General features: G+C 69.3%; 23 protein-coding genes. 10 read left to right on the top strand and 13 right to left on the bottom strand.

Annotated elements, in window-relative coordinates; genetic code table 11:
* Positions 1 to 91: 91 nt before the first annotated feature.
* Positions 92 to 1270: an adenylyl-sulfate kinase gene (locus ACTMTI_RS27565; RefSeq protein WP_441123425.1), complete on the top strand. Its 1179-nt coding sequence runs from the start codon at positions 92 to 94 to the stop codon at positions 1268 to 1270.
* A 68-nt stretch (positions 1271 to 1338) separates the two neighbouring features.
* Here ACTMTI_RS27565 and ACTMTI_RS27560 read toward each other — a convergent pair whose 3' ends face one another.
* Positions 1339 to 2727 carry an LCP family protein gene (locus tag ACTMTI_RS27560; protein WP_441123439.1) on the bottom strand — a complete coding sequence of 463 codons (1389 nt, stop codon included), beginning with the start codon at positions 2725 to 2727 and terminating at the stop codon, positions 1339 to 1341.
* A 448-nt stretch (positions 2728 to 3175) separates the two neighbouring features.
* On the opposite strand from ACTMTI_RS27560, the gene ACTMTI_RS27555 reads away from it, so the two are divergent.
* From ACTMTI_RS27555 to ACTMTI_RS27545, 3 genes are all read left to right on the top strand, one after another.
* Positions 3176 to 3904, top strand: coding sequence for a hypothetical protein (locus tag ACTMTI_RS27555; protein ID WP_441123424.1), 729 nt, complete (start codon positions 3176 to 3178; stop codon positions 3902 to 3904).
* A gap of 61 nt (positions 3905 to 3965) precedes the next feature.
* Positions 3966 to 5129 carry a thiolase family protein gene (locus ACTMTI_RS27550; RefSeq protein ID WP_441123438.1) on the top strand — a complete coding sequence of 388 codons (1164 nt, stop codon included), beginning with the start codon at positions 3966 to 3968 and terminating at the stop codon, positions 5127 to 5129.
* A complete protein-coding gene (locus ACTMTI_RS27545) occupies positions 5126 to 7213 on the top strand; it encodes a 3-hydroxyacyl-CoA dehydrogenase NAD-binding domain-containing protein (RefSeq protein WP_441123423.1) in 2088 nt (695 codons plus the stop codon). The genes ACTMTI_RS27550 and ACTMTI_RS27545 overlap by 4 nt, the downstream gene beginning before the upstream one ends.
* Before the next feature lie 56 nt (positions 7214 to 7269).
* Here the strand turns inward: ACTMTI_RS27545 and ACTMTI_RS27540 are convergent, their stop codons facing one another.
* Both ACTMTI_RS27540 and dxs read right to left on the bottom strand, forming a co-directional pair.
* On the bottom strand, positions 7270 to 8742 hold the full coding sequence (locus ACTMTI_RS27540) for an amino acid permease (RefSeq protein ID WP_441123422.1): 1473 nt from the start codon (positions 8740 to 8742) through the stop codon (positions 7270 to 7272).
* A gap of 271 nt (positions 8743 to 9013) precedes the next feature.
* The gene (gene dxs, locus ACTMTI_RS27535; RefSeq protein WP_441123437.1) at positions 9014 to 10894 is read right to left on the bottom strand and encodes a 1-deoxy-D-xylulose-5-phosphate synthase; all 1881 of its coding nucleotides are present in this window, start codon (positions 10892 to 10894) and stop codon (positions 9014 to 9016) included.
* 168 nt (positions 10895 to 11062) lie between these two features.
* On the opposite strand from dxs, the gene ACTMTI_RS27530 reads away from it, so the two are divergent.
* The 3 genes from ACTMTI_RS27530 (at position 11063) to ACTMTI_RS27520 (ending at position 13558) form a co-directional block, all read left to right on the top strand.
* Positions 11063 to 11914 (top strand): neutral zinc metallopeptidase, encoded by an 852-nt coding sequence (locus ACTMTI_RS27530; RefSeq protein WP_441123421.1) that lies wholly within the window; start codon positions 11063 to 11065, stop codon positions 11912 to 11914.
* Between the two features lie 56 nt (positions 11915 to 11970).
* Complete coding sequence (locus ACTMTI_RS27525; protein ID WP_441123420.1) at positions 11971 to 12783, top strand: neutral zinc metallopeptidase; 813 nt, start codon at positions 11971 to 11973, stop codon at positions 12781 to 12783.
* Between the two features lie 133 nt (positions 12784 to 12916).
* Positions 12917 to 13558, top strand: a complete 642-nt coding sequence (locus ACTMTI_RS27520) for a neutral zinc metallopeptidase (protein WP_441123419.1) — start codon at positions 12917 to 12919, stop codon at positions 13556 to 13558.
* 6 nt (positions 13559 to 13564) lie between these two features.
* On the opposite strand, the gene ACTMTI_RS27515 is transcribed toward ACTMTI_RS27520, so the two are convergent.
* Genes ACTMTI_RS27515 through ACTMTI_RS27500 form a run of 4 tightly spaced genes read right to left on the bottom strand, consistent with a single transcriptional unit; the run spans position 13565 to position 17984 of the window.
* Positions 13565 to 14770, bottom strand: coding sequence for an ROK family transcriptional regulator (locus tag ACTMTI_RS27515; protein ID WP_441123418.1), 1206 nt, complete (start codon positions 14768 to 14770; stop codon positions 13565 to 13567).
* A gap of 35 nt (positions 14771 to 14805) precedes the next feature.
* On the bottom strand, positions 14806 to 16068 hold the full coding sequence (locus ACTMTI_RS27510; RefSeq protein ID WP_441123417.1) for a sugar ABC transporter permease: 1263 nt from the start codon (positions 16066 to 16068) through the stop codon (positions 14806 to 14808).
* Positions 16065 to 16829 carry an ATP-binding cassette domain-containing protein gene (locus ACTMTI_RS27505; RefSeq protein ID WP_441123416.1) on the bottom strand — a complete coding sequence of 255 codons (765 nt, stop codon included), beginning with the start codon at positions 16827 to 16829 and terminating at the stop codon, positions 16065 to 16067. The genes ACTMTI_RS27510 and ACTMTI_RS27505 overlap by 4 nt, the downstream gene beginning before the upstream one ends.
* 45 nt (positions 16830 to 16874) lie before the next feature.
* Positions 16875 to 17984 (bottom strand): sugar ABC transporter substrate-binding protein, encoded by a 1110-nt coding sequence (locus ACTMTI_RS27500; protein ID WP_441123415.1) that lies wholly within the window; start codon positions 17982 to 17984, stop codon positions 16875 to 16877.
* Between the two features lie 319 nt (positions 17985 to 18303).
* Between ACTMTI_RS27500 and ACTMTI_RS27495 the strand changes: the two genes are divergently transcribed.
* A complete protein-coding gene (locus tag ACTMTI_RS27495) occupies positions 18304 to 18489 on the top strand; it encodes a hypothetical protein (RefSeq protein ID WP_441123414.1) in 186 nt (61 codons plus the stop codon).
* A gap of 10 nt (positions 18490 to 18499) precedes the next feature.
* Here the strand turns inward: ACTMTI_RS27495 and ACTMTI_RS27490 are convergent, their stop codons facing one another.
* Positions 18500 to 18655, bottom strand: coding sequence for a hypothetical protein (locus tag ACTMTI_RS27490; protein WP_441123413.1), 156 nt, complete (start codon positions 18653 to 18655; stop codon positions 18500 to 18502).
* 162 nt (positions 18656 to 18817) lie between these two features.
* Entirely contained in the window at positions 18818 to 19891 is a 1074-nt protein-coding gene (locus ACTMTI_RS27485) for a serine hydrolase domain-containing protein (RefSeq protein ID WP_441123412.1), read from the bottom strand.
* Positions 19892 to 20070: 179 nt separating this feature from the next.
* Between ACTMTI_RS27485 and ACTMTI_RS27480 the strand changes: the two genes are divergently transcribed.
* Together ACTMTI_RS27480 and ACTMTI_RS27475 are read left to right on the top strand one after the other, a co-directional pair.
* A complete protein-coding gene (locus ACTMTI_RS27480; RefSeq protein WP_441123411.1) occupies positions 20071 to 20742 on the top strand; it encodes a response regulator transcription factor in 672 nt (223 codons plus the stop codon).
* Entirely contained in the window at positions 20730 to 21896 is a 1167-nt protein-coding gene (locus tag ACTMTI_RS27475; RefSeq protein ID WP_441123410.1) for a sensor histidine kinase, read from the top strand. The genes ACTMTI_RS27480 and ACTMTI_RS27475 overlap by 13 nt, the downstream gene beginning before the upstream one ends.
* 49 nt (positions 21897 to 21945) lie before the next feature.
* Here the strand turns inward: ACTMTI_RS27475 and ACTMTI_RS27470 are convergent, their stop codons facing one another.
* From ACTMTI_RS27470 to ACTMTI_RS27455, 4 genes are all read right to left on the bottom strand, one after another.
* Positions 21946 to 22656, bottom strand: coding sequence for a patatin-like phospholipase family protein (locus ACTMTI_RS27470; protein WP_441123409.1), 711 nt, complete (start codon positions 22654 to 22656; stop codon positions 21946 to 21948).
* 246 nt (positions 22657 to 22902) lie between these two features.
* Positions 22903 to 23751 (bottom strand): aldo/keto reductase, encoded by an 849-nt coding sequence (locus ACTMTI_RS27465; RefSeq protein ID WP_441123408.1) that lies wholly within the window; start codon positions 23749 to 23751, stop codon positions 22903 to 22905.
* A gap of 122 nt (positions 23752 to 23873) precedes the next feature.
* Complete coding sequence (locus tag ACTMTI_RS27460; protein ID WP_441123407.1) at positions 23874 to 24914, bottom strand: nitroreductase family protein; 1041 nt, start codon at positions 24912 to 24914, stop codon at positions 23874 to 23876.
* Positions 24915 to 25110: 196 nt separating this feature from the next.
* The gene (locus ACTMTI_RS27455; protein WP_441123406.1) at positions 25111 to 25515 is read right to left on the bottom strand and encodes a MarR family winged helix-turn-helix transcriptional regulator; all 405 of its coding nucleotides are present in this window, start codon (positions 25513 to 25515) and stop codon (positions 25111 to 25113) included.
* Between the last annotated feature and the right edge of the window lie 86 nt (positions 25516 to 25601).

Below are 25601 nucleotides of genomic sequence, written 5' to 3'. Positions count from 1 at the left end.
TCCGATCCTCCCAGTTCAAGGGCACTTTTCTTATGTGAACGATCAGGCTGGCTCAAATTCGCCGTGAAAGCCGCAGGCTAGTGTCGCCCGGATGAGTGATGTACCTCTACCTTTGCTCTGGCTGTCCGGGCCTTCGGGGGTCGGGAAGTCCTCGGTCGGCTGGGAGGTGTTCGCGCAGCTGAGCCGCAGCGGTGTCAAGACGGCGTTCGTCGACGGTGACCAGATCAGCTTGTGCTACCCCATGCCGGAGGGCAGCACCCATCGCATCCGAGCGCGGAGTCTGGCCGCGATGTGGCCGAACTTTCGGCAGGAAGGGGTGCAATGCCTGGTCCTCGCCGGCTTTCTCGACACCCCCGAGGAGGTTCGTGAGTACACGGCCCTCCTCTCCGACGCCGCGCTCACGTTGTGCCGGCTGCGTGTCGACAGCGCTGAGCTCAAGGAACGGTTCCTCGCGCGGGGGTGGCGCCCGGATCTGGTGGAGGAGGCGGTCGCTGAGGCTGAGGCGCTGGACCGTGGGAACTTCCCCGACGTGTGCGTGGATACCGATGGCTTACCGGTGTCCGAGGCGGCCCGGTTGGTCCGTGAGCTGACGGGTGGATGGCCGTGCACCTTCCCCACCGCGACGCCCCGCAGTTTCGGCAACCGGCAGAGCCATCCGCCGGCGCCAGAGGCCGATGCCGCCCCTGCTTCCGCGCCGGTTCCGCTGCTGTGGCTCTCCGGTGCCACGGCGGTCGGGAAATCGACGGTCGGCTACGAGGTCTTCATGCGGGTCTACCGGACCGGCATGCGAGCCGCCTACATCGATGTGAAGCAGATCGGCGCCCTGCGTCCCGCCGCGGACGACGACGCGGACACTCACCGCCTCAAGGCGCGCAATCTCGCGGCCATCTGGGCCGGATATCGCGCGGCCGGGGCCCAGTGCCTGGTCGTCTCCGGGGAGGCCGACTCCGACGACACCGTCCGCGGCTACGCCGAGTTGCTACCTGGAATGGCGCTGACCGTGTGCCGTCTGCACGCCGGGCCGGCAACGCTGGCCGAGCGCGTCGCGCATCGTGGCCGGGGAGGCGGGCCGGCGATTCCGGGTGACGAGCTGAAAGGGCTGGGCTCGGATGCCCTGCGCCGCGTCGCCGAACGGGCGGCGCGTGAGGCGGAGGCGCTCGACCGCGCCGGGGCAGGCGATCTGAGCGTCGACACTGATGGCCGATCGGTGCAAGAGGTGGCTGCGGAAGTACAGGCTCGCAGCGGCGATTGGCCCAACCTTCCCCGATGACACAGCCTGAGCTCTTTGCGCGAAGCGCTATCCAGCGAAGACCTTGCCTCGTCCCCCAGGCGCCCCCATCAGCGGCAGGGGTTGGTGGTGTTGTCGACGACCTTGTCCTTGAGGGAGTCGGGGATCGCCGAGAGGACCCGCACGCCGGGCCAGTCCGCGCCGATGACGAGCTGGATGATCGGCCCGTCAGGAAGCTCGGTGACCTTGGACTCGTACGGCTGCGCGTTCACCGGCTTGACCTTGCCCGCCACCGGCGTCCGCTTCTCCTTCGACAACCGGGCGGCCACCGCGTCGGCGTAGGCCGGGCCGTTCTCGGTGTCCTTCTTGGCGTAGCGGATCGCGGAGGTCTCGGTGGTGGGAGCGGTGCCGACCTCGATGACGGCGAAGCCCTGGTCCGCCAGCTGTGCGGCGACCTGGGCAGCCTTGCCGTCCTCACCGGTGCCATTGAGGACCTGGACGCGTACCTGCTTGTTCTCGACCTTCGGCGCCGCGGAATTGCCGGGGGTGGGGGCGGCGGTGACCTCGACGTCGTTGCGTACGCTCTCGAAGAAGTCGCGCGCGGCCGGCTCTCTGAACTGGACCCAGTTCTTGTTCTTGGGATAGGTCTCGACGGGCACCGTGATGCCCTTGAGCTCCTTGGCCGTCAGGCCCTTGACGCTGTTGGCGATCTCCAGCATCCGCTCGAGCTTGAGCCCGTTGTCCATGGTGACCGCGGCGGTGGCGGAGCGGAGGAACGCGTCCAGCTGGATCGGGTCGGTGAGCAGGCCGCCATCGGTGACCTTCTTCATCACCTGGGTGAGGAACCACTGCTGGCGCTGGATCCGGCTCAGGTCGCTGCCGTCGCCCAGCGCGTAGCGGGTGCGTACGTACCCCAGCGCCTGCTCGCCGTTGACCACGTGCTTGCCCGCGCCGAGGACCAGCTTCGCCTTGGGGTCGTTGACGGGCTTGGGCAGGCAGATCTCGATGCCCTCGAGGGCGTCGATGATGCCTTTGAAGCCGGTGAAGTCGACCTTCACGAAGTGGTTGATCTTGATGTTGGTGAGCGATTCGAGGGTCTGAATCGTGCAGTTGATACCGCCGTCGTTGAAGGCGGAGTTGATCTGGCGGAGTCCGCCGGGGATCACGCCGCCACCCTTCGGGCGCGTGCACTGGGGGATCATGACCACGGTGTCGCGCGGGAAGCTGATCATGGTGGCCTTGTCCCGGTTCGGGGAGATGTGCAGCAACATGATCGTGTCGGTGCGTTCCCCCAGATCTTGCGACGTGGGGCCGTACTTCTTGTTGTCGCCCAGGCGAGAGTCGGAGCCGACGAGCAGGACGTTGAGCGCGCCGGTCTCCGGCGGGCGGGTGGCGTTGATGACGATTTCCTCGCGGTCGATGCCGCTCTCGTAGCTGCGGTAGTACGCGTACGCCCCGAGCGTCGTGGCCACCAGCACGAACGCCAGCGCCACGCTCACCCAGCCCAAGGGGGTCAGCGGGTTTCGCCGCGGCCGCGGATCGCGGCTCGAAGCGCGGCGAGGCATCGGGGCGACGCGTGGATTTCGCACCGCACCGCCTGGTCGCTCTCTCATGCCGTCCACCCCTTGTGCCATGATCGCGAAGCTTAATCATCAACAAGAACTCATGACGACAAATCCGCACATGTACGGCCAGGCTCCTGCGCGCCCTGCGCATCCACGCACGCCAGCAGAGGCCCCCGAGGTCCCGCCCCTACACACAGGTTCGCGCGTCCATAGCGGAGCGGACTGTGGCTTTCCCGGCAGTCCTCCCTCACTTCACGAAAACCGCCCGACCGTGCGCCGATCGTAGGCCGCCGCCGATAAGGACGAAGTCAGCGAACGAGGGCTCCATCCAAAGCGCGGGATCACAGGACCCGCTACGCCGAGTGACGCCATCATGACGTTCATGCTCTTGACCGAGATGGCGCCCCCTCCCGGCGCCCGGCAAGTGGCCGTCCTGCGGGCCAAGGCCAGGGCCGCCCGCCGCCGCGCCCTTGCCGCGCTCTGCGCCTCGATCGCGCTGCTGGCCACCGCCCAGCTGCTCGCCGACAGGGCGGCGACCAGGGAGCAGACGCTGCCGCTCGCCGTACTGTCCCTGGCGATCTTCACCGCCGCCCTGCCCACGCTGGCGATCACGCAGTACACCTGGGGCGCCCGCGCCCGCCGCGTACGCCGGCGCGAACGCGAGCTCTACGCCGTCACCCGCTCCGGAAGGGCCCGGCCGCTCACCCGGTTGGGGATGGCCTGCGGCTGGGCGGTGATGCTGTTGCTGGGCTGCACGGTGCCGCGCTTCTTCCGCGAGGCCGCCCTGTATGCCCTCGCCGACGCCCTGAGCTGGGCCGCCGGGGCGATCGTCCTGACGAGCCTCGGGGCCGGGGTGTCATTCGTGCTGTGGTGGGCACGGGACACGCTGGGGATGCTGGCACGTGCCAGGCAGTGGAGAGGATCTCCTGGCGATCCGTGGGACCCCGGCCCCGGTACGCGCCAGCGAGGGGGCGCGGCGCTCTGGACGGGCGCGACCGTAGCGGTCGCCGCCTTGCTCGGAGCCCGCGCCCATCTCTGGGAGCCCGCGACAGGAATGATCTACGCGTTGCTCACCGCGGCCCTCGTCTGCGGAGTAGTTACCGACGAGTAGCATGGGCTCGGAACACCTTTCAGCATCGAGGAGCGAATCCGTGCCTTCCTCTCGTGACGTCGTGTTCGTCGACGGCGTGCGCACGCCTTTCGGCCGGTCAGGGCCGAAAGGACTGTATGCGGAGACCCGCGCCGACGACCTGGTCGTCCGCGTCATCCGCGAGCTCATCAGGCGTAATCCCGCCCTGCCACCCGAGCGCGTGGACGAGGTCGCCATCGCCGCGACCACGCAGATCGGCGACCAGGGCCTGACCATCGGCCGCGCCGCGGCGGTGCTGGCCGGGCTGCCCAAGAGCGTGCCCGGCTACGCCATCGACCGCATGTGCGCGGGCGCGATGACCGCGGTCACCACGGTCGCCGGCGGCATCGCGTTCGGCGCGTACGACGTCGCCATCGCGGGCGGCGTCGAGCACATGGGGCGCCACCCCATGGGCGAGGGCGTCGACCCGAACCCGCGGTTTCTGTCCGAGAAGCTCGTCGACCCGAGCGCGCTGGTCATGGGCATGACCGCGGAGAACCTGCACGACCGCTACCCGGAGATCTCCAAGCAGCGCGCGGACGCGTACGCGGTGCTGTCGCAGGAGAAGGCCGCCAAGGCGTACGCCGACGGCAAGATCCAGCCCGACCTGGTGCCGACCGCGATCAGGACGGCGGAGAAGGGCTGGGGCCTGGCCGTCGAGGACGAGGCGCCCAGGCCAGGCACCACCGTGGAGGGGCTGAGCGGGCTCAAGACGCCCTTCCGCCCGCACGGCAACGTCACGGCGGGCAACTCGTCGGGCATCAACGACGGCGCCACCGGCTGCATCGTGGCCGCCCGGGACGCGGCCGAGGAGCTGGGGCTGAGCGCGAAGATGCGGCTGGTGTCGTACGCGTTCGCGGGCGTGGACCCGGAGGTCATGGGCGTGGGGCCGATCCCGTCCACGGAGCGGGCGCTTCGCCTGGCGAATCTCGATATTTCAGATATCGGGCTGTTCGAGATCAACGAGGCGTTCGCCGTACAGGTGCTGGCGTTCCTCGACCATTTCGGGATCTCCGACGACGACCCGCGCGTGAACCCCTTCGGCGGCGCGATCGCCTACGGCCACCCGCTCGCCTCCTCGGGCGTGCGGCTGATGACGCAGCTCGCGCGGCAGTTCGGCGAGCGTCCCGACGTGCGTTACGGCATCACCACCATGTGCGTCGGCATGGGCATGGGCGGCACTGTGATCTGGGAGAACCTGGCGTGACCAACCTCGACACCTTCCGCGCGCTGCTCAGCGAGCGCAACACCGACGAAGTCGTGACCAAGGCGCTGGTGCGCGACGTGCAGCTCCCCTACGGCGCGGGCACGATGGCGCTGATCACGCTGGACAACGGGTTCGACCACACCAAGCCGAACACGTTCGGCCCGCACGGGCTGTTCGCGCTGAACGGGGCGCTGTCGGAGATCGCCGCGCGCAGCGATCTGGCCGCGGTGGGCGTGACGGGCAAGCCCTTCATCTTCGCCGTCGGCGCCGACCTCAAGGGCGCCGCGGCGCTGTCCACCCGCGAGGAGGCCCTGGCCATCGGCGGGCTCGGCCACCACGTCTTCCGCAGACTGGGCGAGCTGGGAATCCCGTCGTTCGCGTTCGTCAACGGCGCGGCCATGGGCGGCGGCCTGGAGGTGGCGCTGCACTGCACGTACCGGACGATCTCCTCCGGCGTGCCGGCGGTGGCGCTGCCGGAGTGCTTCCTCGGGCTGGTGCCGGGGTGGGGCGGCACGCAGCTGCTGCCGCGCCTGATCGGTCCGGCGAACGCGATCAAGCTGATCATCGAGAATCCGCTGTCGCAGAATCGCATGGTCAACGGCAAGGCCGCGTTCGAGCTGGGCGTCGCGGACGCGATGTTCGAGCCGGCCGACTTCCTGGAGGAGTCGCTGCGGTGGGCCGCCCGGGTGGTCAACGGCGAGGTCGTCGTGGAGCGGCCGGCCGGCGACGAGGACTGGGACAAGGCCGTCGCCGACGCGCGCTTCCTGGTGGACATGAAGCTGCGCGGCGCCGCGCCCGCTCCCTACCGGGCGCTCGACCTGATCGCGCAGGCCCGTACGGCCACCCGCGACGAGGGCTTCGCCGCCGAGGACGAGGCGCTGGCCGACCTGCTGATGAGCGACGAGCTGCGGGCCGGGCTCTACTCCTTCGACCTGGTGCAGCGGCGCGCCAAGCGGCCCGCCGGCGCGCCGGACGCGTCGCTGGCCCGCAAGGTCACCAAGGTCGGCATCGTGGGCGCGGGGCTGATGGCCTCGCAGATGGCGCTGCTGTTCGCCCGCCGCCTGGAGGTCCCGGTCGTCATGACCGATCTCGACCAGGCCAGGCTCGACAAGGGCGTGGAGTACGTACGGGCCGAGGTCGGCAAGCTGCTCGCCAAGGGCCGCATCTCCGGGGACCAGGCCAACCGCCTGAAGGCCCTGGTGACCGGGTCGCTGACCAAGGACGCCTTCGCCGACGCCGACTTCGTGATCGAGGCCGTGTTCGAGGACATGGCGGTCAAGAAGCAGGTGTTCAGCGAGGTCGAAGCGGTCGTGGCACCGGCCTGCGTGCTCGCCACGAACACCTCCTCGCTGTCGCTGACCGAGATGGGCGCGGGCCTGGGGCACCCCGAGCGGCTGGTCGGGTTCCACTTCTTCAACCCGGTCGCCGTCATGCCGCTGCTGGAGATCATCAAGGGCGCCGCCACGGACGACGCCACGCTGGCGACGGCGTTCGCGGTGGGCAAGTCGCTGAAGAAGTCGTCGGTGCTGGTCAAGGACGCTCCCGCGTTCGTGGTCAACCGGCTGCTGACCTGCTTCATGGGCGAGGTCGTCGCGGCCGTGGACGAAGGCACGCCGCTGGAGACGGCCGAGCACGCGCTCGACGGGCTCGGCCTGCCGATGACGCCGTTCGCGCTGCTGCAGCTCGTCGGTCCGGCCGTCGGCCTGCACGTGGCCGAGACGCTGCACGAGGCGTTCCCCGACCGCTTCGGCGTCTCGGAGAACATGGCCAAGCTGGTCGCCGCGGGCAAGCCGGGGGTCTACCGTCCTGACTTCTCGCTCGACCCGGAGGCGGTGGCGATCTTCGCGGGCGGCTCCTCGCCGTCCACCGCCGAGCAGGTACGCGAGCGCGTCCTGACGGCGCTGGCCGGGGAGATCCGCATCATGCTCGACGAGGGCGTCGTCGCGGCGGCGCAGGACATCGACCTGTGCATGATCCTCGGCGCCGGCTGGCCGTTCCACCTGGGCGGCATCACGCCGTACCTGGACCGGACCGGCATCGCCCAGCCCCGCTTCCTCGCTCCCGGCGTGGCGTCGGTGGGCTGATTCCGTACGGAGGCCCGCCTGGCGGGCCTCCGTGACCGGAGCCGTCCGGAGCACAGTCAGCTGTACGTCTTCGACTCCGGCATGACCTTCCTGCTGTGCCGGTAGCCGTAGACAAAGTAGAGGACGATGCCGATGAGCATCCAGATCAGGAACCTCACCCACGTCTGCACCGGCAGGTTCAGCATCAGGTAGAGGCAGGCCAGCACGGACAGGATCGGCAGCACCGGAACCAGCGGGGCGCGGAACGCCCGCGGCAGGTCCGGCCTGGTCCTCCTGAGGATGATCACGCCGATCGAGACGACCACGAACGCGAAGAGCGTGCCGATGTTCACCAGCTCGGCCAGCTCGCCGAACGACACGAACCCGGCCAGCGCCATCGTCACCACCCCGATCACGAGGGTGAGCCTGGCGGGTGTGCCGAAGCGGGGATGGACCTTCGCCAGCGGGCGCGGCAGCAGCCCGTCGCGGCACATCGCGAACAGCACCCGGGTCTGGCCCAGCAGCAGCACGAGCACGACCGTGGTCAGGCCGGCGATCGCGCCCACGCTGATGATCGTGGCCAGCCACGGATGGCCGACCGAGGTGAACGCCTCCGACAGCGGCGCCGCCGTGCTCAGCTCGCTGTAGCGCTGCATGCCGACGACGACGATGGAGACGGCGACGTACAGGAGCGTGCAGATGGCCAGCGAGCCGAGGATGCCGCGCGGCACGTCGCGCTGCGGCCGGATGGTCTCCTCGGCGGCGGTGGCCACGATGTCGAAGCCGATGAACGCGAAGAACACGATCGCCGCGGCGGAGACGATGCCGATCACGCCGAACGCCACCGGCGCGATCCCGAACAGCACCTGGAACAGCGGCGCCCGCAGCCCCTCCACGCGCGGCGTGGCCACCGCCTCGGGGATGAACGGCGTGTAGTTGGCGGCCTTGATGAAGAACAGCCCGGCGATGATGACCAGCAGCACCACCGCGATCTTGGTGATCACCAGGATCAGGTTGACGCGCGAGGACAGCTTGATGCCCGCGATCAGGATCGCGGTGAGGATGGCGACGATGAGCACGGCGGGGACGTTCACCACGGGGTCCTCCCCCGCGATCGCGCTGGGCAGGGGGATGCCGATGGAGGCCAGCATCGAGGCGAAATAGCCCGACCAGCCGACCGACACCACGGCGGCGGCCAGCGCCAGCTCCAGGATCAGGTCCCAGCCGATCACCCAGGCGGGGAACTCACCCAGGGTGGCGAAGGAGAAGGTGTAGGCGGACCCGGCCACCGGGATCGTGGAGGCGAACTCGGCGTAGCACAGGGCCGCCAGGCCGCAGACGATGCCCGCGATGATGAACGAGATCGCCACCGCCGGGCCCGCCACCTCCTTGGCGACCTGGCCCGTGAGCACGAAGATGCCGGTGCCGACGATCACGCCGATGCCGAAGACCGTGAGGTCCGTGGCGGTCAGGCGCTTTCGCAGCTGGTGCTCGGGGGCTTCGGTGTCGCGGATGGATTGTTCGACGCTCTTCGTGCGAAAGATATCCACGGTCCGTGATCCTTCCCATGCCCTGGGTGATCATGCTTACCGAATCGCCTGCCACCGTTGCTTCCTCATGGCCAGGAGCGTTGAGGAAGCGGGTCCTTTCTATGGCCTCCGGGATCGGGGTGGCAGGGTGGCGGCATGCTCAATGCTCTGCTCGATGGCCTTGCCAGGCAAGAGGGCATTAGGCGGCACGTCGGCGTGGACGGGCAGGAAGGGGCGTGCTCGCCGCAGGCGCGGCGGGCACGCGGCGAAGCGGCCGCGGGCCGCGGGGTGCTCAACGGCGGGCGGGCTCCGAGTTGGCGGCGCGCTTGGCCACCGCCTCGGTGATCTGCCGGGCGAGGTCCTGGCCGGTCAGCCCGATCCTGGCGAGGATCGCGGCCCGCTTGGCGTGGTCGAGGAACTCCTGCGGGACCCCGTAGGTGCGTACGGGCACGTCGACGTCGGCGTCGCGGAGCAGGCGGGCCACCGCGTCGCCGACGCCGCCGACCCGGCCGTTGTCCTCGACGACGGCCACCAGCTTGTGCGCGCCGGCGGCCAGCGCGAGCGCCTCGTCCAGCGGCTTGACCCAGCGCGGGTCGACCACGGTGGCGGCGATGCCCTGGGCGTCGAGCAGGACGGCGGCCTCCATGCAGACCTGGACCATCGGGCCCACGCCGACCAGGAGCACGTCCGGCTCGCCTTCGGGGGCGCGCAGGAGGTCCATCTCGCCCAGCTTGCCGACCGGCTCGACCGGCTCGGCGACCGGGCCCTTGGGGAAGCGCAGCACGGTCGGGCCGTCCGCGACGTCCACGGCCTCGCGCAGCAGCTCGGTCAGCCGCTCACCGTCACGCGGCACCGCGATCTTGAGCCCCGGGACGACCTGGAGGATCGACAGGTCCCACATGCCGTTGTGGCTGGCGCCGTCGTCGCCGGTGACGCCCGCCCGGTCGAGCACGACGGTGACCGGCAGCCGGTGCAGGGCCACATCCATGAGGAGCTGGTCGAAGGCCCGGTTGAGGAAGGTGGCGTAGACGGCCACGACGGGGTGCATGCCGCCGAGGGCCAGCCCGGCGGCGCTGGTCAGCGCGTGCTGCTCGGCGATGCCGACGTCGTAGATGCGCTCGGGGAAGGCCTCGGCGAACGCGTTGAGCCCCGTCGGGTGCAGCATGGCCGCGGTGATCGCGACCACGTCGTCGCGCTCCTTGCCGATCCGGACGAGCTCCTCGCTGAACACGTTGGTCCAGATGCGGCCCTTCGGCTTCTCCGCGCCGGTGGCCCGGTCGAAGGCGCCCGGCGAGTGGAACTGGTCCTCGTCGTGGTTTTCCGCGGGCGTGTAGCCGCGGCCCTTCTGGGTGAGCGCGTGCACGATCACCGGGCCGCGGAAGTCGCGGGCCTTGTGCAGGGCCGCCTCCATGGCCTGCTCGTCGTGGCCGTCGATGGGGCCGACGTATTTCAGCCCGAGGTCCTCGAACATGACCTGCGGCGCCAGCACGTCCTTGACGCCCTTCTTGAAGCCGTGCAGCGCGTCGTAGAGGACCGGGACGTTGCCCAGCTTGTCCTTCACGTATTCGAGCATGTCCTCGTAGCGGCGGTTGACCCGCAGCGAGGACAGGTGGGAGGCGAGCCCGCCGATCGTGGGTGAGTAGGAGCGGCCGTTGTCGTTGACCACGATCACGACCGGCAGGTCCTTGCCGGCGGCGATGTTGTTGAGCGCCTCCCAGGCCATGCCGCCGGTCAGCGCGCCGTCGCCGATCACCGCGACGACCGTGCGGGAGTGCTCACCGCGCAGCTTGAACGCCTTGGCGAGGCCGTCGGCGTAGGACAGCGCGGTCGAGGCGTGGGAGTTTTCCACGAAGTCGTGCTCGGACTCGGCCTGGCTCGGGTAGCCCGACAGTCCGCCCTCCTGCTTGAGCGCATCGAAGCCGGCGGCCCTGCCGGTGAGGAGCTTGTGCACGTACGCCTGGTGGCCGGTGTCCCAGATGACGGGATCACGCGGGGAGTCGAAGACCCGGTGGACGGCGATGGTGAGCTCCACCACGCCGAGGTTGGGGCCCAGGTGGCCGCCGAACCGCGCGCACGAGTCCACGAGCAGGTCTCGGATCTCCCCTGCGAGCCGTGGCAGCTCCGCTGCGGCGAGCCCCTTGACGTCGTGCGGTCCCTTGATCGAGCCCAGCAACCCGCTCACGGATCGGACTCCCCTCTGCTCTTGTACGCCGATCCCCAGAGTCTAGTTCGCGGACGCCTCACTGACTCCATCGAGTCAAATCCACCCACATATGTCTGATCTTGACCTAATCTTTCGATACCTATGAACTCCGTCCCCAAAAGTAAGGTTGCGGCACTTGTGGCCGCCCTGCTGGCGCTCGCCCTGGCAGCGGCCGGCCTGGTGCTCGTGCTTGCGGACGTGGCCACGACGTCGACGGCGCCCCTCAACGAGGCCCAGAAGATCGTCTCCCCTCCCGCCAAGGCCGCCGACACCAAGAAGCGGATGCCGGCCGCCGGCAAGAATCTGGCCACGGCGAACCCGCTCTACCGGACCGGGCGGCTGGTCGACGTGAACTGCGTGCCCGGGGAGCTGCCGGCCGGCAGCATGACCGCGTACCGGCGCTTCCTGACCCGGGTGACGAACTGCCTGAACAAGGCGTGGGGGGCGCAGTTCCGCAAGGCCGGGCTGCCCTTCGCCAAGCCGCGGCTGCGCATCATCACCACCAAGGTCAAGACTCCCTGCGGCGCGTGGAACGCCGGCGCCGACGGGGTCTACTGCTCCACCGACCGCACGATGTACCTGATGATCAGCCGCGACCAGCTGCGCAACCCGTTCCCGCTGGGCATCACCCGGCTGATCGCCCACGAGTACGGCCACCACATCCAGCAGATCTCCGGCATCTGGCACTACTACTGGGCGGCCCGGGTGGGCGCGGGCAAGGCCCAGCGGTTGCTGCTCTCGCGCAAGTCCGAACTGCAGGCCGAGTGCTTCTCCTCTGTCTTCATGAGCACCATGCAGGGCACGCCGCTGGTCACCGACGCCGACTGGTCGTACACGGTGGACTGGTTCAGGAAGAACGGCGCCAAGGGGTGGCCGCAGAACGACCACGGCAAAGGCCCGACGCAGGCCGCCTGGATGACGCGCGGCTTCAACCGCGGCACCCCTGGCTCGTGTAACACCTGGTCGGCGAATTACCGAAATGTCAATTAACGCCACACTTTAATACTGCTTTACCTGGAGCCCCCTCTTCAATAGGGTGCCTTCTCATGCGTATCTCCCGATTGGCGCTCATGGCGGGCGCCCTGGCGAGCGTGCTGTTCGCCGGCACGGCTCATGCGGTCACCGTCACCGCTCCGGCGTACAAGCCGGCCCTGGCCAAGAGCCCGATCTACAAGACGGGTGAGCTGGGCTTCGAGAGCTGCGATGAACCGCAAGTGCAGTCCGGGAGCGTGGATGAGGTCAAGGGCTATCTGGACACCGTCCTGGACTGCCTCAACGCCGCTTGGGAGCCCAAGGTCAAGAAGGCCGGCTTCGCCTTCAGCAAGCCCAAGCTCCAGGTGATCACCAAGCCCGGCGCCCCGACCGGGTGCGGCAAGTACCCCGCGGGCGCACAGGCGCTCTACTGCTCGCTGAACAACAAGATCACCTTCCTGGCCTCCCCGAACATCCTCGAAGAGCCGACCGACCTGATGCTGATGCTGGTCATCGCCCACGAGTACGGCCACCACATCCAGCAGCTCACGGGCATGTTCAAGGCCGCGATGCCCTACTACGACAAGGGCGAGGCCCGCGCGCTGGACGCGCTGCGCCGCTTCGAACTGCAGGCGGAGTGCCTGTCCGGGGTGTTCATCGGCAGCGTGTGGCACTCCCTCGGCCGCCGGCAGACCGAGTTCGACTACATCGTCAGGAACGGCGGCACCGGCCTCGACCTGTCGGCCATCGGCGTGAAGGTGGACAACTGGGGCGAGAAGACCCACGGCAAGGCCGCGAACGTCGGACGGTGGCTCAAGCGCGGCTTCGACACCGAGTCCGCAGGCGGGTGCAACACGTGGAGTGCACCGAAATCCCAAGTGTCTTAGGTTAAATCCCCTATGATCCGCGATCGTGCGCATTCTCCTCATAGCGGTAGCTATGTGCATGGTCGCGGGTCTTTTCTTATCCGGACCCGCTCGCGCGGCACCGCCTACCGCACAGGCGGGACTGTCGGACGTGATGGGCGGTGACTGGCCTGCCCTGACGTGCGCGATCCCGGCGATCCGGCTGGGAGCCGCGGCTTCGGTCAAGGCGTTCCACCGGGCCATGGCCGGGTGTGCCGACCGTTTCTGGGCCGCCAGGTTCGCGGCCGCAGGACTGCAGTACAGCCCGCCCGAGGTGACGATCACGACGGGCACCGACTCGGTGTGCGGGAAGATCACCAGCAGCGGCGCGCACTACTGCCCGGAGCAGCGCACGATCGTCATCCGCGTCATGAAGCGGGACCTGCGGGATCCGTTCAGGATGAATCTCGCGCATTCCGTCGCCCACGAGTGGGGGCATCACGTGCAGCTGCTCACCGGGGTGCTGGACGCGCAGAGCGCGCTGTACGAGCCGGCCTCGGACAGCGCGCGGGCCCTGCTGAGCCACCGGCTGGAGATGCAGGCCGAATGCTTCGCCGGGGTCTTCTACAGCGCCACGATGGAGTCGATCAAACCGGGGATCGAGTGGGAGGACTGGCTCGAGGCCGTACGCCAGGCGGACGAGAGCGAGGTCCACGGCAAGCCGGGCAACCTGGCCTTCTGGCAGGACCGCGGATACCGCGGCGGGGCCACCGGCTTCTGCAACACCTGGACGGCACGCACCGCCAAGGTCACCTGACCGGGATCAGGCGTTGACGCGGGCCAGGACTTCCAGAGGGTCGGCGAGGACGTGGGCGAAGGCCAGCTCGGCCGCGCCCACCAGCGTGGCCGCGTCCCCCAGCGCCGACGTGCGCAGCCGCAACTTCTCCCGCTGCGGCGCCATGGCGTGCAACGTCAGCTGCGTACGCACATGCGCCGCCGACCCCAGGTAAACCTCCCGCAGCATCCCCCCGAAGATCACCATTTCCGGGTTGAAGATGTTCACCAGATTCGCCACGCCCAGCCCGAGCCAGTCACCGATCCGGCTCAGCGCCTCCTGCGCCACGATGTCCCCGCGGTCGGCGGCGTCCACCACCGCCCGCACCGCCTCACGCCCCTGCTGCCCCGCGCCGAACCGGCCCGCGGACTCCAGCAGCGCCCGCTCCCCCACTTCCGCCTCCAGGCAGCCGTGCGAGCCGCAACCGCAGGCGCGCCCGCCGGGGTTGACGACCATGTGGCCGACTTCGCCACCGTAGCCGTCGTGACCGCCGAGCAGATGCCCGGCCGCGATGATCCCGCCGCCGATCCCCACGTCGCCGTGCAGGTAGATGAGGTCCCGGACGGCGGCTCCGACGCCGCGGCTGTGCTCGGCGAGTGCGGCCAGGTTGGCGTCGTTGCCCACGCTGACCGGCAGGCCCAGGCCGAGCCTGCGACCCAGCTCCTCACCGAACGGCACCTCCTCGGCCTTCAGGTTGGGGCCGAAGCTGACCACGCCGTCGGCCTTGCGCACGCCGCCCGACACGGCCGCGGCCGCGCCCACGCAGACCGTGTCGGCCCTGGTCTTGCGCCGCATCTGGCGGGCGAACCCGGCCAGCACGCCGGTCAGCTCGTCGAGCTCGAACACGCCGCGCTCGCGTACCGTCTCCCGGCGGTCGAGTATCACCCCGCCCAGGCCGACGCGGGCGACGGCGAGCCGGTCGGGGCTCACGTCGAAGGCGAACACGTAGACCCGCGCCGACTCCGGCCGCACCACGAGGGAGGGCCGCCCGGCGCGGCCCGTCTCCCGCGGCAGTTCCTCGCGCACCAGCCCCGCGGCGGTGAGGTCGGAGGTCAGCGCCATGATCGTGCTACGGTTGAGCCCCATCTTCGAGGTCAGCTCGGCGCGCGAGATCGGCCCGCCCAGGTGGACATGGCGAAGGAGCGCGCCGAGGTTGTGGCGCCTGATGTCCTCTTGAGAGGGGCCGGCACGCATCGTCTGGGGTTCCTTCAGGGGCTGCGAGTCGCTGATCACCTTAGACCAGCGGCAGCCGCCCGCTTGCGCGCCAGGGCGTCGACGCCCGCGGCGAGCAGTAGGACGGACCCGGTGACCAGGTATTTCACGCTGGCTCCGTAACCCATCAGGCCCATGCCGTTCTCGATCACGGCCACCACAGCGCCGCCGAGCACGGCGTCGAGCACCCTGCCCTTGCCACCGAACAGGCTCGTGCCGCCGATGACCGCCGCGCCGACCGCGTACAGCAGGACGGAGCTGCCGCCCGTGTTCGGGTCGACGGAACTGGCCCTGGAGGCGGCCACGATGCCGCCGATGGCGGCCATCGCCGAGCAGATCACGAACGCGCTGATCCTGATCCGGTCGACCGGGATGCCCGCTCTGCGGGCGGCCTCGGCGTTGCCGCCGACCGCGTACAGGTGCCGCCCGAACGCTGTGCGGCGCAGCACCAGCGTCCACGCGACCAGCAGCACCAGAATGACGGGGACCACGATCGGCACGCCGGTCAGCGAGACCAGCGCGGCGTTGCGGCTGCGCTCCAGGTTGAGCGCGAAGACCGCGAGCCCGGCGAAGAGCGCGAGCATCCCCACGCGGAAGGCGATCAGCGACAGCGGGTCGGCCACCAGCCCGCGCTTGGTGCGCTTGTTGGCCCGCAGCAACTGCACGCCCGCGTAGATCGCCACGCAGCCGGCGTAGAGCGCCCAGCCCAGCCAGGGCGGCAGGTTCTTGTTCGCGATCGCGACGATCACGTTGTCCCTGATGGAGATGTTCGTGCCCTCGTCGACCAGCACCAGGACCAGGCCCTGGAAGGCGAGGAACGCGGCCAGTGTCACGACGAACGACGGGATGCCGACCTTGGCCACCAGCGTGCCGAGCACAGTGCCGATGATCACGCCGGTGAGGATGGCGGCCAGCACGCACACGTACCACGGCAGGCCCATGCTCGTGAGCGTGACGGCCAGGACCGCCGCGCACACGCCGCTGGCGAAGCCGGCCGACAGGTCGATCTCGCCGAGCAGCAGTACGAACACCAGGCCCATCGCGATCAGCGTGATGGCGGCGCCCTGGGTGAACAGGTTGGCGAAGTTGATCGCGGTGACGAAGGAGGGGCGGGCGAGGGCGAAGACCACGCAGAGCACGACCAGGCCGAGCACGGCCGGCAGCGCCCCCATGTCGCCGCCGCGTACCCGCTGGATGTAGGCGCGGAAGCTGTTGTGGATCGACGGGGCCTGCCGCGCGGCGACGATGGCCTCGCCGGGGAGTTCCTTGACCTTGTTCATGGGGTGACCCCGTTCTTGAGGCCGAGATCGCCGCTGCGGCCCGCGGTGATCAGTTCAACGACCTGGGCGTGCGTCACGTCGGCGGTCTTGACCTGGGCGGCCATCCTGCCGAGGTAGAGCGCCGCGATCCGGTCGGAGACGGCGAAGACGTCGTTCATGTTGTGCGAGATGAGCACGACGGCCAGGCCGGTGTCGGCCAGCCGGCGCACCAGTTCGAGGACTTGCGCGGTCTGCGCGACGCCCAGCGCCGCGGTCGGCTCGTCGAGGATGACGACCTTGCTGTTCCACAGCACGGCCTTGGCGATGGCCACGGTCTGCCGCTGCCCGCCGGACAGACTGGAGACCTGCTGCCTGATGGACTTCACCGTACGCACGGACAGGCTGCTGAGCGTCTGCTCGGCCAGCTCCTCCATGCTGTCCTCGTCGAGCAGGAGGCCGTTCTTGCGCTCCCTGCCGAGGAACATGTTCTGGACGATGTCGAGGTTGTCGCAGAGCGCCAGGTCCTGGTAGACGATCTCGATCCCCAGCTCGCCCGCGTCGCGGGGAGTGTGGATCTGGACCGGGCGGCCGTCGAAGATGATGTCGCCCGAGTCGATCGGGTAGATGCCGCCGATGCACTTGACCAGCGTCGACTTGCCCGCGCCGTTGTCGCCGACGAGCGCGGTGACCTCGCCGGCGTACGCGGAGAACTCGACCTTGTGCAGGACTTTGACCGGACCGAAGCTCTTGTCGATCCCGCGCACTTCAAGCAGGGGGGTCATGGTGCTCCCTAAAGGGGGCGCGGCGGTTGCCGCGCCCCCTTGGACTCATTGGATTCCGGCCTCGGTGCACTTCGCGGCGAAGTCACCCGTGCACAGTTCTTCCTTGGTCACGTAACCGTCGGCCACGACGTCCTTGACGTTGTCGAGGTAGATGGCCTGCGGTTCGAGCAGTTCGGAAGGCACGTCCTTACCGGTCTCCGGGTCCTTGACGCTGCCGCTCGCCGTCGGCTTCTCGCCCTTGGCCAGGGCCACGGCGAGCTTGGCCGCGGCGTCGGCCTCCTTCTTGACCGCCTTGTAGACGGTCATGCACTGGTCTCCTGCCAGGATGTTCTGCAGGCCCTGGACGGTGGCGTCCTGGCCGGTCACCGGCACCTTGCCGTTGAGGTTGTTCTTCTTCAGCACGGTGATGGCGGCGTTGCCGAGGCCGTCGTTGGCGGCCAGGACACCGGCGATCTTCGGCTGCTCGGTCAGCATCTGCTCGAACAGCGTCCCCGCCTGCGTGTTGTCCCAGTCGGGCACCGACTGCTCGGGGCCCTTGACGTAATCGCCCGCGTCGAACTTGGGCTTGAGCACCCCGTCGTACCCCTGCTTGAACAGGGTGGCGTTGTTGTCCGTGGGCGAGCCGTTCAGGTAGGCCACGATCGGCTTCTCGGCCTTCTTGTCGGTCAGGCACTTGGCCAGGCCTTCGCCCTGGAGGGTGCCGACCTTGGTGTTGTCGAAGCTGACGTAGTAAGCGGCGCCGCCGCCGAGCGTCAGCCGGTCGTAGTCGATGGTGGCCACGCCTTGCGACCTGGCCTTGTCGATGACCGTCTTGCCGGTGCCGCTGTCCAGGTTGACGATCATGAGAACGGTGGCGCCGTTCGTGATCATCTGGTCGGCGATGGTCTGGAACGCCGTCTTGTCGTTCTGGGCGTTCTGGATGTCGTACTCGACGCCGGCGGCCTTGAACGCCTCTTCCAGGTATTTGCGGTCCGCCGTCTCCCACCGGGCCGAGGACTTGCTGTCCGGCAGGATGACACCGATCTTCCCGGCCTTCGCAGCTGAGGCCGTGGCCGGCGAAGTCGACGAGGTCTGACCGCTATCGCCCCCGCAGGCGGTGAGACCGAGGGCGAGCGCGGCTGCCGCGGCGGTCAGGCTGAGGATCCCCTTGCGCATGGTGCAGGGTCCTTTCTTCCGGAGGGGCCCGGATGAATGTTGTTTGCGGCAACGTATTCCGGGACGGCCTGCTTTGGAAGACCCAGTCGGCCGGGAGTTTGTTGTTTCGGGTAACAATCCAGAAACGCCCCCTCAATCTCCCCGACTCTGGGCTGTCGAGGCTCTGAATGTCAGGTGACGCGCTATCTGGCCACGTGCCAGCCGAAGTGGCCAGAGATGTGGGTCCGCGAGGACCGACGTGCCGGCAACCGTACGGGTGCTGTCGCGGGTGCCGCATGCATCCCCGGTGGCAGAGGTCCTGCGCGATAGGCTGAAGCGTATGCGCGCCCTCCGCATCGTCGTCACTGTGCTCATCACCGCCTACGTGGCCTGGGCTGTGCTCCTGTTCACACTGCCGGTGGGCGGGGACCCAATGCCCGTGCTGCTGGCGTGGATCGTCGTCATGGGCGTGCTGTTCGGAACACCCGCAATCCGCAGGCGCCTCCTCGGAACGGGACGCTCCTGACCGGAGGTCGTCAGCCCCTGTCTTCCGAAATCCGCCACCCGATGGGGCGAGCAGCTGCGGCAGCCATCGCCGGGTCGCGGCCCTCGCGCAGGTCCTTCGCGGTCAGCGGCAGGTAGTGGTCGGGCGCCACGCCGATGCCGTTGATCAGTTCGCGGTTGGCCCCCACCTGGTAGGCCGCGGGGCCTCGGTCCGTACAGTGGCCACGGCGCCGGACGTCGCCAGCGTCAGGACGCCGGTGCAGGCCAGCGCGGTCAGGAGGGAACGCTCGCCGCTGATGGGTCTCCTTCACTCATGTGGGTGGATATCGCGGTCGACGAATGGCTCCCGGCTATTGGCCGGGGCAGAGCACGGCTTCTGCGGCCTTGTCGATGGCGTCACCGACGGCCATGGCCTGCTCATTCTGGATCTTCAATGTGGTGGACACGGCGAACTGACGGCGGCCGTCGGCCGAGGTGAAGGTCACGGCCAGGAAGCCGGGGCCATTGCCCGCAACCGGCGCGACCGTTCCGCCACACAGACTGGGCAGCGGCTGTCCTACCGTTCGTTGCAGATCCGATGGCAGCAGCCGGCCCTGGCCGAGCGCGCGGTAGAAGGCGCTGACATCGTGCGCGGTGGAGATGACCCCTCCGGCCGCGCCACCAAGGCTTGCGTTCTGCCGGTCCACGTCGCGCGGCCTGCCCTCGGCGTCGGGGTGGTAGCCGTGCCCGTGCGGGCCCTTGATGCCCTGAGGAGGCCTGGTGGGCAGATAGGTGCGGCTCATCCCGAGAGGCGCGAAAAGACGCCGGGTCAGCTCGGCAGACAGGCTACGGCCGGTCACTTTCTCGATGATCAGGCCGAGGAGAACGTAGTTGGTATTGGAGTAGGAGAACCTCTCGCCCGGCTCCCCCGTGCGTGGCAGCTTGCGCGACGCCTTCACCAGGTCGATCGGAGGATAGTAGGTCGTGAAGTCGAAGGGGTCGTCGAACTGCTCGGAGGCGAAGAAGTCGGGGATGCCCGAGGTGTGCCGGATCAGCTGCCGCACGGTGATTTCACCGGCCCGATCCACCCAGTCGTGCTCGGCCACCTCTGGCAGAACGTCGGCCAGCTTGTCATCCAGACCGAGCTTGCCCTCCTTGACAAGTTGCAGCAGCACCGTGGCCGTCATCAGCTTGGTCTGGGACCCAACCCGGTAACGGGAAGTCGGGGGGATGCGCCCGCCCTTGCCGTTGAGCAGGCGTGAACCCGCCGTCCCCTGGCCCGCCCGCTTGCCGTCGACGTACACCTCTCCGATGGTCCCCACCACTCCGTCGATCTTCGCCACGTTCTCTATCGCCTGCTGGACGTCTCCCAGCTCGACCTGGGCGGCGGCTGCGGGTGCCGGGACGCTCAACGCCAGCACCGCGCATGCCACCCCGACGGCCATGCCAACGGTTCTCCCACGCCGCATTGCCGAGGTCTTCTCTCTTTGGTGCGTGGTCGTCATGGTCGATCACCCTTTCCCGACGGGACTTGAAGGGTGACCACATCTACCGGCCGGCACCGATCGGTGGCCGATCGGCGGACCATATCCGTTCCATATGCGGGCGTTGCGATACTGCCCGGATGCGCGTGCTCTTGGTCGAAGACGAGCAACCCCTGGCCGGATACATCGAAGCCGGGCTGCGCAAGCACGGCTTCACCGTCGACGTCGCCCTCGACGGCCAAAGTGCTCTCGACAAGTGCGAGATCACGCCGTACGACGTGGTGGTCCTGGACCGGGACCTGCCACTCGTGCACGGCGACGCGGTGTGCCGCCGGCTCGCCCAGCGGGGTAGGTCGCGGGTGCTGATGCTGACCGCGTCCGACGCTGTGGAGGACCGGGTCGGCGGGCTGATGCTGGGCGCGGACGACTACCTGGGCAAGCCGTTCGCGTTCTCCGAGCTGGTCGCGCGGGTCCACGCCCTGGTACGGCGCAGCGCACCGGCCCGCCCGCCGGTGCTGCGCGCCGCCGGCGTGGTGCTGGATCCGGCCCGGCGTAGCGCCGAGCGGGACGGGCGGCTGCTGCGCCTGACGCCCAAGGAGTTCGGCGTGCTCGAGCAACTGCTCGCCGCCGGCGGTGACGTGGTCAGCGCGGAGACCCTGCTGGACAAGGTGTGGGACGAGCACGCGGACCCGTTCACCAATGCCATCCGGATCACCGTCGGCACGCTGCGCCGCAAGCTCGGCGACCCGCCGCTGGTCGAGACCGTCACCGGCGCCGGCTACCGAATCGGAGGCTGGGCATGGTCCGGCTGACCGCCCGGGCCCGGCTCGCTTTGCTGCAGACCGCCCTGGTGCTGGCCGCCGGCGCCGCGCTGACCGGGTTGACCTACCTGCTGATGATGCGGCGCCGCGCGTTCTTCACCCACCTGGATCCGACCGGCTCTGACCCACTGGGCACGCCCCAGCTGATGCCCCCGCAGGCGGAGGGACTGCGCGCTCTCGCCGACCGGGTGCAGGCCGACACCGTGTCCGCGCTGCTGCCCCAGGCCGCTCTGGCGCTCATCGTGGTGACCGCTCTGGCCGCCGTGCTGAGCTGGCTGGTGGCCGGTCGGGTGCTGCGGCCGATCCGCGTGATCTCCTCCACCGCCCGGCGGTTGTCGGCCGAGAACCTCACCGAGCGGGTCCCGGTCACCGCACCCGCGGACGAGCTGTCGGCGTTGGCGGGCACGGTCAACGGGATGCTGGACCGCATTCAGCGCGGCGTCGCCGAGCGGGACCGGATCCTGGACAGCCGGCGGCTGTTCACCGCCAACGCCGCCCACGAGCTGCGCACGCCGCTGACCACCGCGCGCACCGCGATCGACGTCACCCTGGACGGAAACCCCAGCCGTGCCGAACTGCTCGCGATGGCCGGCGACGTCCGCGGAGCCGTCGAGCACATGCAGCGCGTCCTGGATGGGCTGCTGCTGTTGGCGCGCAGCCAGGCCGGGCTCGGAGCGCGCGAACCGGCCGACCTGGCCGCTATCGCGGCCGCCGCCCTCGACGCTGCCGGAGCGCGGGCGGCAGCCGCCGACGTCGCCGTGCAACCCCGGCTCCGGCCGGCACCGGTCAGTGGCGAACCAGTCCTGCTGGAACGGATGATCGGCAACCTGGTCGACAACGCGGTCCGCTACAACCGAGCCGGCGGGCGGCTGGTCGTCGATACGGGTACGGCGGGTGGGCGCGCAGTCCTGCGGATCTCCAACACCGGCCGCGAGATCCCGCCCGAGGAGGCGCAGACGCTGCTGGAACCGTTCGTGCACGGGCAGGGGACCCGCGTCCGTACCGACGGTCTGGGGCTGGGACTGTCGATCGTGCGCGCGGTCACGCTCGCCCACCGGGGACGGATCGCGGTCACCGCCCGGGCCGGCGGCGGCCTCGACATCACCGTCGACCTCCCGCAGAGTCCGGTGGCGACGCACTCGTGAACGCCCTCGCCTTCAGTTGGCGGGGATCCCAGGTTTAATGGGCGGCGGATCACGGCCTCATGGGGAGATGTATTGATTTCGGACTATCAGCAGCGGTTGCGCGAGCACCTTCTGGCTGCTCCGGTCGTCTCGCCGGCCCGGTCGACAGCACCACCACGCTGGCCGCCCCTGCCTGCAGGGCTGCCCGTACCGGGACAAAGGCGATCACTCCGCCGTCGACGAGCGTCCGGCCTTCCCGATCCACCGGGGGCAGGATCCCCGGAATGGCCGCGCTGGCCAGCAGCGCGGACTCGAGATCTCCGTGGTCGAGCAGCGCCTGAGCGCCGGTGGCCAGATCCATGGCCACCGCGGTGAAGGGGATTTCCAGTTGTTCGATGCGCGACGGCAGCTCGGCCCGGGCGATCAGCCTGCGCAGGCCGCGATCGGCGAAGATACTGGCCCGCGAGGACAGGTAGCCGAGCGGAAACACCTCACGGGGACGCGCGTGGGTCCAGACGAGATCCAGCCATGGCGCGGCGTTGCCGGGGCGGGCGGCCGCGATTGCTCCGTTGAGGGCGCCCACCGAGGTTCCGATGATCAGGTCCGGGACGAATCCTCGCTGCTCCAAGGCGTACCCGACACCAACCTGCGCGGCCCCGAGCACTCCCCCGCCCCCTACCACCACCGCCACGGGACGGGGAAGGGCGCGCAAGCCCACCGGCTTCGGGCCCGCGTCCGGGCGGCTCGATGACGAGGAGCGCGTCCCCTCGTCGCCCGTCACGGCTTGACGCTGCTCATAGCCGCGACCACCCGGCGAGTCGCCCTCGCTGACGCCGTTGAGAGCCGAGGAGGCCAATCTCCGGCGATATGTAACCCTCATGGTCCGTCCTTTCTCACCACGGCGCCTGATCGGATTCGTTCCTCAACTAAGACCGAGCGGCCACCGAATCAGTGACACCGTCGGCCCACTTGTTCGTTCAAGTCGTTGCCGTGATCGCTCCGCGTGGAAGGGGCCCCGCTTTTGCGATCAGGCGAGGTCGGCGAGGTCCTGCCCGGTGAGGGTGATCGACCGGGCGGTCAGGTTCTCCTCCAGGTGAGCCACGGAACCGGTGCCCGGGATGGCCAGGGTGACCGGGGACAGGGCCAGCAGCCAGGCCAGGGCGATCTGCTGGGCGGTGGCGCCGTGCCGTTCGGCGACCTTGACCAGGCCGGGCGCGTTGATGTCGGCCCTGCCGCCGCCGAGAGGGAAGAAGGGGACGAAGGCGATGCCGGCCTGCGTGCAGGCGTCCAGGACGGCCGTCTCCTCACGGTTGGCGATGTGGAAGTTGTTCTGGACGGCCGCGACAGGGGCGATCGAGCGGGCCTCGGCGAGATGGCCGGCATCGACGTTGCTGAGGCCGAGGTGGCGGATCAGCCCCTCCTCGCGCAGGGCGGCGAGCACCTCGAAGCGTTCGGCGAGCGACTCGCCGTGCGGGGGCTCCATCATGCCGATGCGCAGGTAGACGAGGTCCAGGCGATCCAGGCCCAGGCTTTCGAGGTTGGCTTCGACCTGGGGTCGCAGTTCGGCGGCGGTGCCCTGAGCAGGACCGCCGGGGCCGAAGACCGGGCCGACCTTGGTAGCGATGACCAGATCGTCCGGGTACGGGGACAGGGCCTCGCGAATCAGGGTGTTGGCGCGCACCGAGCCGTCCTCGCTGCGGTAGAAGCCGGCGGTGTCGATGTGGTTGACGCCGAGCTCAATGGCGCGGCGCAGGACGGCGCGGCCGGACTCAGGGTCGCGGGCGGGCCCGCCCGGGCTGCCCTGGGGCAGGCGCATGGCGCCGAAGCCGAGCCGGTCGATCGTCAGGTCGCCGCCGAGGCGGAACTGGTTGGTCATGCCTCTCCTTGTGATGTGATGTGGTGCCTGCGAGAAAACGGGATCGCCACTTCGGCCGGCGCCGAAGCAGGACTCCCCCGTGGCACGGGCCGGGAATCCGCTTCGTCAGGAGCCGGAGGAAGTCACGTGCCGAGTGTCGTCAGGCGATGATCACGGCACTGCGTTGGAGCCAGTGGCTGCGGTGTGCCGTCTGATGCATGAAAGGCGGCGAGGTCCGCTCGGCTGATCGTGGGTTGCCTTTCATCGGCAGCCGGTCCCCCGAGCTGTATGTGCCCTTGGCGGTGGCCATGGACCGGCGTGGCCGGGTAGACCACGGTCCAGCCCGCTGGAGCGGACGCGCTTGTCCGCGATCTTCTTGGACGCGTGGATCGACCGCGGCAGCGTGCGGTAGCAGCTTCTGCGTGGTGCTCGACCAGTCGACGGCGTGGCCGGACCGAGCGACGACAGCCACTCCAGGCGGGAGACGCCCCGGTCACGCCGCATGCGCCTGCAGGACTGGAACCCTCGACGAACGTGACCGTCTCCTCGATCGGCGCGCGGCCCGTACGGGGGTGATCCACCGTGACGTCCTCGAACCCGATCGACATACCGCAGAAGAGGATGAGCCCGTCCGGGGGTTGCAGGATCTCCGCGACGGTCTTGCGATACACCGACCACGCCATCTGCGGGCAACTGTGCAGTCCTTCGGCGCGGAGCAGCAGCATGACGGTCTGCAGATACATGCCGACGTCGGCCCATTGGGGCGGGCCCAGGTCGCGGTCGATGTAGCAGAACAGGGCGGCGGGCGCGCCGAAACAGTCCCAGTTCTCGGCAGCGGCCCTCTGGCGCGCCTCCCAGTCATCGCGCGCAATGCCGAGTGCGCCGTAGCGCTCCCGGCCGAAGGCGGATCGGCGCTCGCGGTACGGGGACTTCAGTGCGGGCGGGTACATCTCGTACTCCCGCTCGTCCCAGGGGTCGCCTGTGGCCAGACGCTCGCCGGCGCGGTTCTTGAGCTCGGCCAGTGGCTCGCCGGTCAGCACGTAGACGCGCCACGGCTGGAGGTTCGAGCCGGATGGCGACCAGGCCGCGGCCGACAGCACGCGCTCCAGCACCTCCCTCGGGACAGGCCGGTCGGTGAATCCGCGTACCGCCCGCCGGCTCGTGACCGCCTCGTAGACATCCATGATCGTGACCTCCCCATCCGCTCTACGCTTCTGTTACCGTTACGTTCACAACGGTATCAGTCGGAATAGTATCAATCAATACTATTTGGTGGGCGTGAGGAAGCTCACTCGTACAGGAACCGACGAACGTCACCGTCATCTACTGCCGCGCCACAGGAACGATCTTCACGCCGGCCGTGGACGCGCGCAGCAGGGCTCAGGCCTCGCCGCCTGAGGGATAGGCGAACCGGGTCAGCAGATCCCTCAGCTGCTCGGGCTCGCCGGGCCCCAGTTCGGCAACCAGACGCTCAGCCAGTGACTCCGCCGCCACATGGGCTGCGTCGAAAAGCTCGACGCCCTGAGGCGTGATCTCCACTGCCCGCACCCGCCGGTCCCCCGGAACGGTCTTGCGTACGGCCAGCCCCCTACGCTCCAGGTCGTCCACGACCCGCATGATTCCGGCCTTGTCCGACCCCGTCGCCGCCGCCAGGTCCCGCTGCACCGTGGGCCCGCGGTCGACCAGCACGATCAGCACGGCGAAATGCCGCAACTCGATGCCGAGCGGCCGAAGCGCCTCCGTCATCACCGTGGCGGCGCGCCAGTGCGCCCGGCGCAGCAGCAAGCCGAGAGCGAAAGGCGAGGCATCCCCAGGGCGGTCGGTCGCACGCGAAGCGGTGGTTCTGCGAGGAACATCAGCGGTCATGAAGC

Origin of the sequence: Nonomuraea sp. H19 (assembly GCF_052068215.1) — a bacterium.
Lineage (GTDB): Bacteria > Actinomycetota > Actinomycetes > Streptosporangiales > Streptosporangiaceae > Nonomuraea.
This window is presented reverse-complemented; position numbering and strand designations above follow the sequence as displayed.

What these genes read in the sequence shown, in the direction of transcription:
- ACTMTI_RS27565 (WP_441123425.1), top strand. Translation starts at nt 92, where the DNA reads ATGAGTGATGTACCTCTACCTTTGCTCTGGCTGTCCGGGCCTTCGGGG.
- ACTMTI_RS27555 (WP_441123424.1), top strand. Translation starts at nt 3,176, where the DNA reads ATGCTCTTGACCGAGATGGCGCCCCCTCCCGGCGCCCGGCAAGTGGCC.
- ACTMTI_RS27525 (WP_441123420.1), top strand. Translation starts at nt 11,971, where the DNA reads ATGCGTATCTCCCGATTGGCGCTCATGGCGGGCGCCCTGGCGAGCGTG.
- ACTMTI_RS27520 (WP_441123419.1), top strand. Translation starts at nt 12,917, where the DNA reads ATGGGCGGTGACTGGCCTGCCCTGACGTGCGCGATCCCGGCGATCCGG.
- ACTMTI_RS27515 (WP_441123418.1), bottom strand. Translation starts at nt 14,770, where the DNA reads ATGCGTGCCGGCCCCTCTCAAGAGGACATCAGGCGCCACAACCTCGGC.
- ACTMTI_RS27510 (WP_441123417.1), bottom strand. Translation starts at nt 16,068, where the DNA reads ATGAACAAGGTCAAGGAACTCCCCGGCGAGGCCATCGTCGCCGCGCGG.
- ACTMTI_RS27505 (WP_441123416.1), bottom strand. Translation starts at nt 16,829, where the DNA reads ATGACCCCCCTGCTTGAAGTGCGCGGGATCGACAAGAGCTTCGGTCCG.
- ACTMTI_RS27500 (WP_441123415.1), bottom strand. Translation starts at nt 17,984, where the DNA reads ATGCGCAAGGGGATCCTCAGCCTGACCGCCGCGGCAGCCGCGCTCGCC.
- ACTMTI_RS27495 (WP_441123414.1), top strand. Translation starts at nt 18,304, where the DNA reads ATGCGCGCCCTCCGCATCGTCGTCACTGTGCTCATCACCGCCTACGTG.
- ACTMTI_RS27485 (WP_441123412.1), bottom strand. Translation starts at nt 19,891, where the DNA reads ATGGCCGTCGGGGTGGCATGCGCGGTGCTGGCGTTGAGCGTCCCGGCA.
- ACTMTI_RS27480 (WP_441123411.1), top strand. Translation starts at nt 20,071, where the DNA reads ATGCGCGTGCTCTTGGTCGAAGACGAGCAACCCCTGGCCGGATACATC.
- ACTMTI_RS27475 (WP_441123410.1), top strand. Translation starts at nt 20,730, where the DNA reads ATGGTCCGGCTGACCGCCCGGGCCCGGCTCGCTTTGCTGCAGACCGCC.
- ACTMTI_RS27465 (WP_441123408.1), bottom strand. Translation starts at nt 23,751, where the DNA reads ATGACCAACCAGTTCCGCCTCGGCGGCGACCTGACGATCGACCGGCTC.
- ACTMTI_RS27460 (WP_441123407.1), bottom strand. Translation starts at nt 24,914, where the DNA reads ATGGATGTCTACGAGGCGGTCACGAGCCGGCGGGCGGTACGCGGATTC.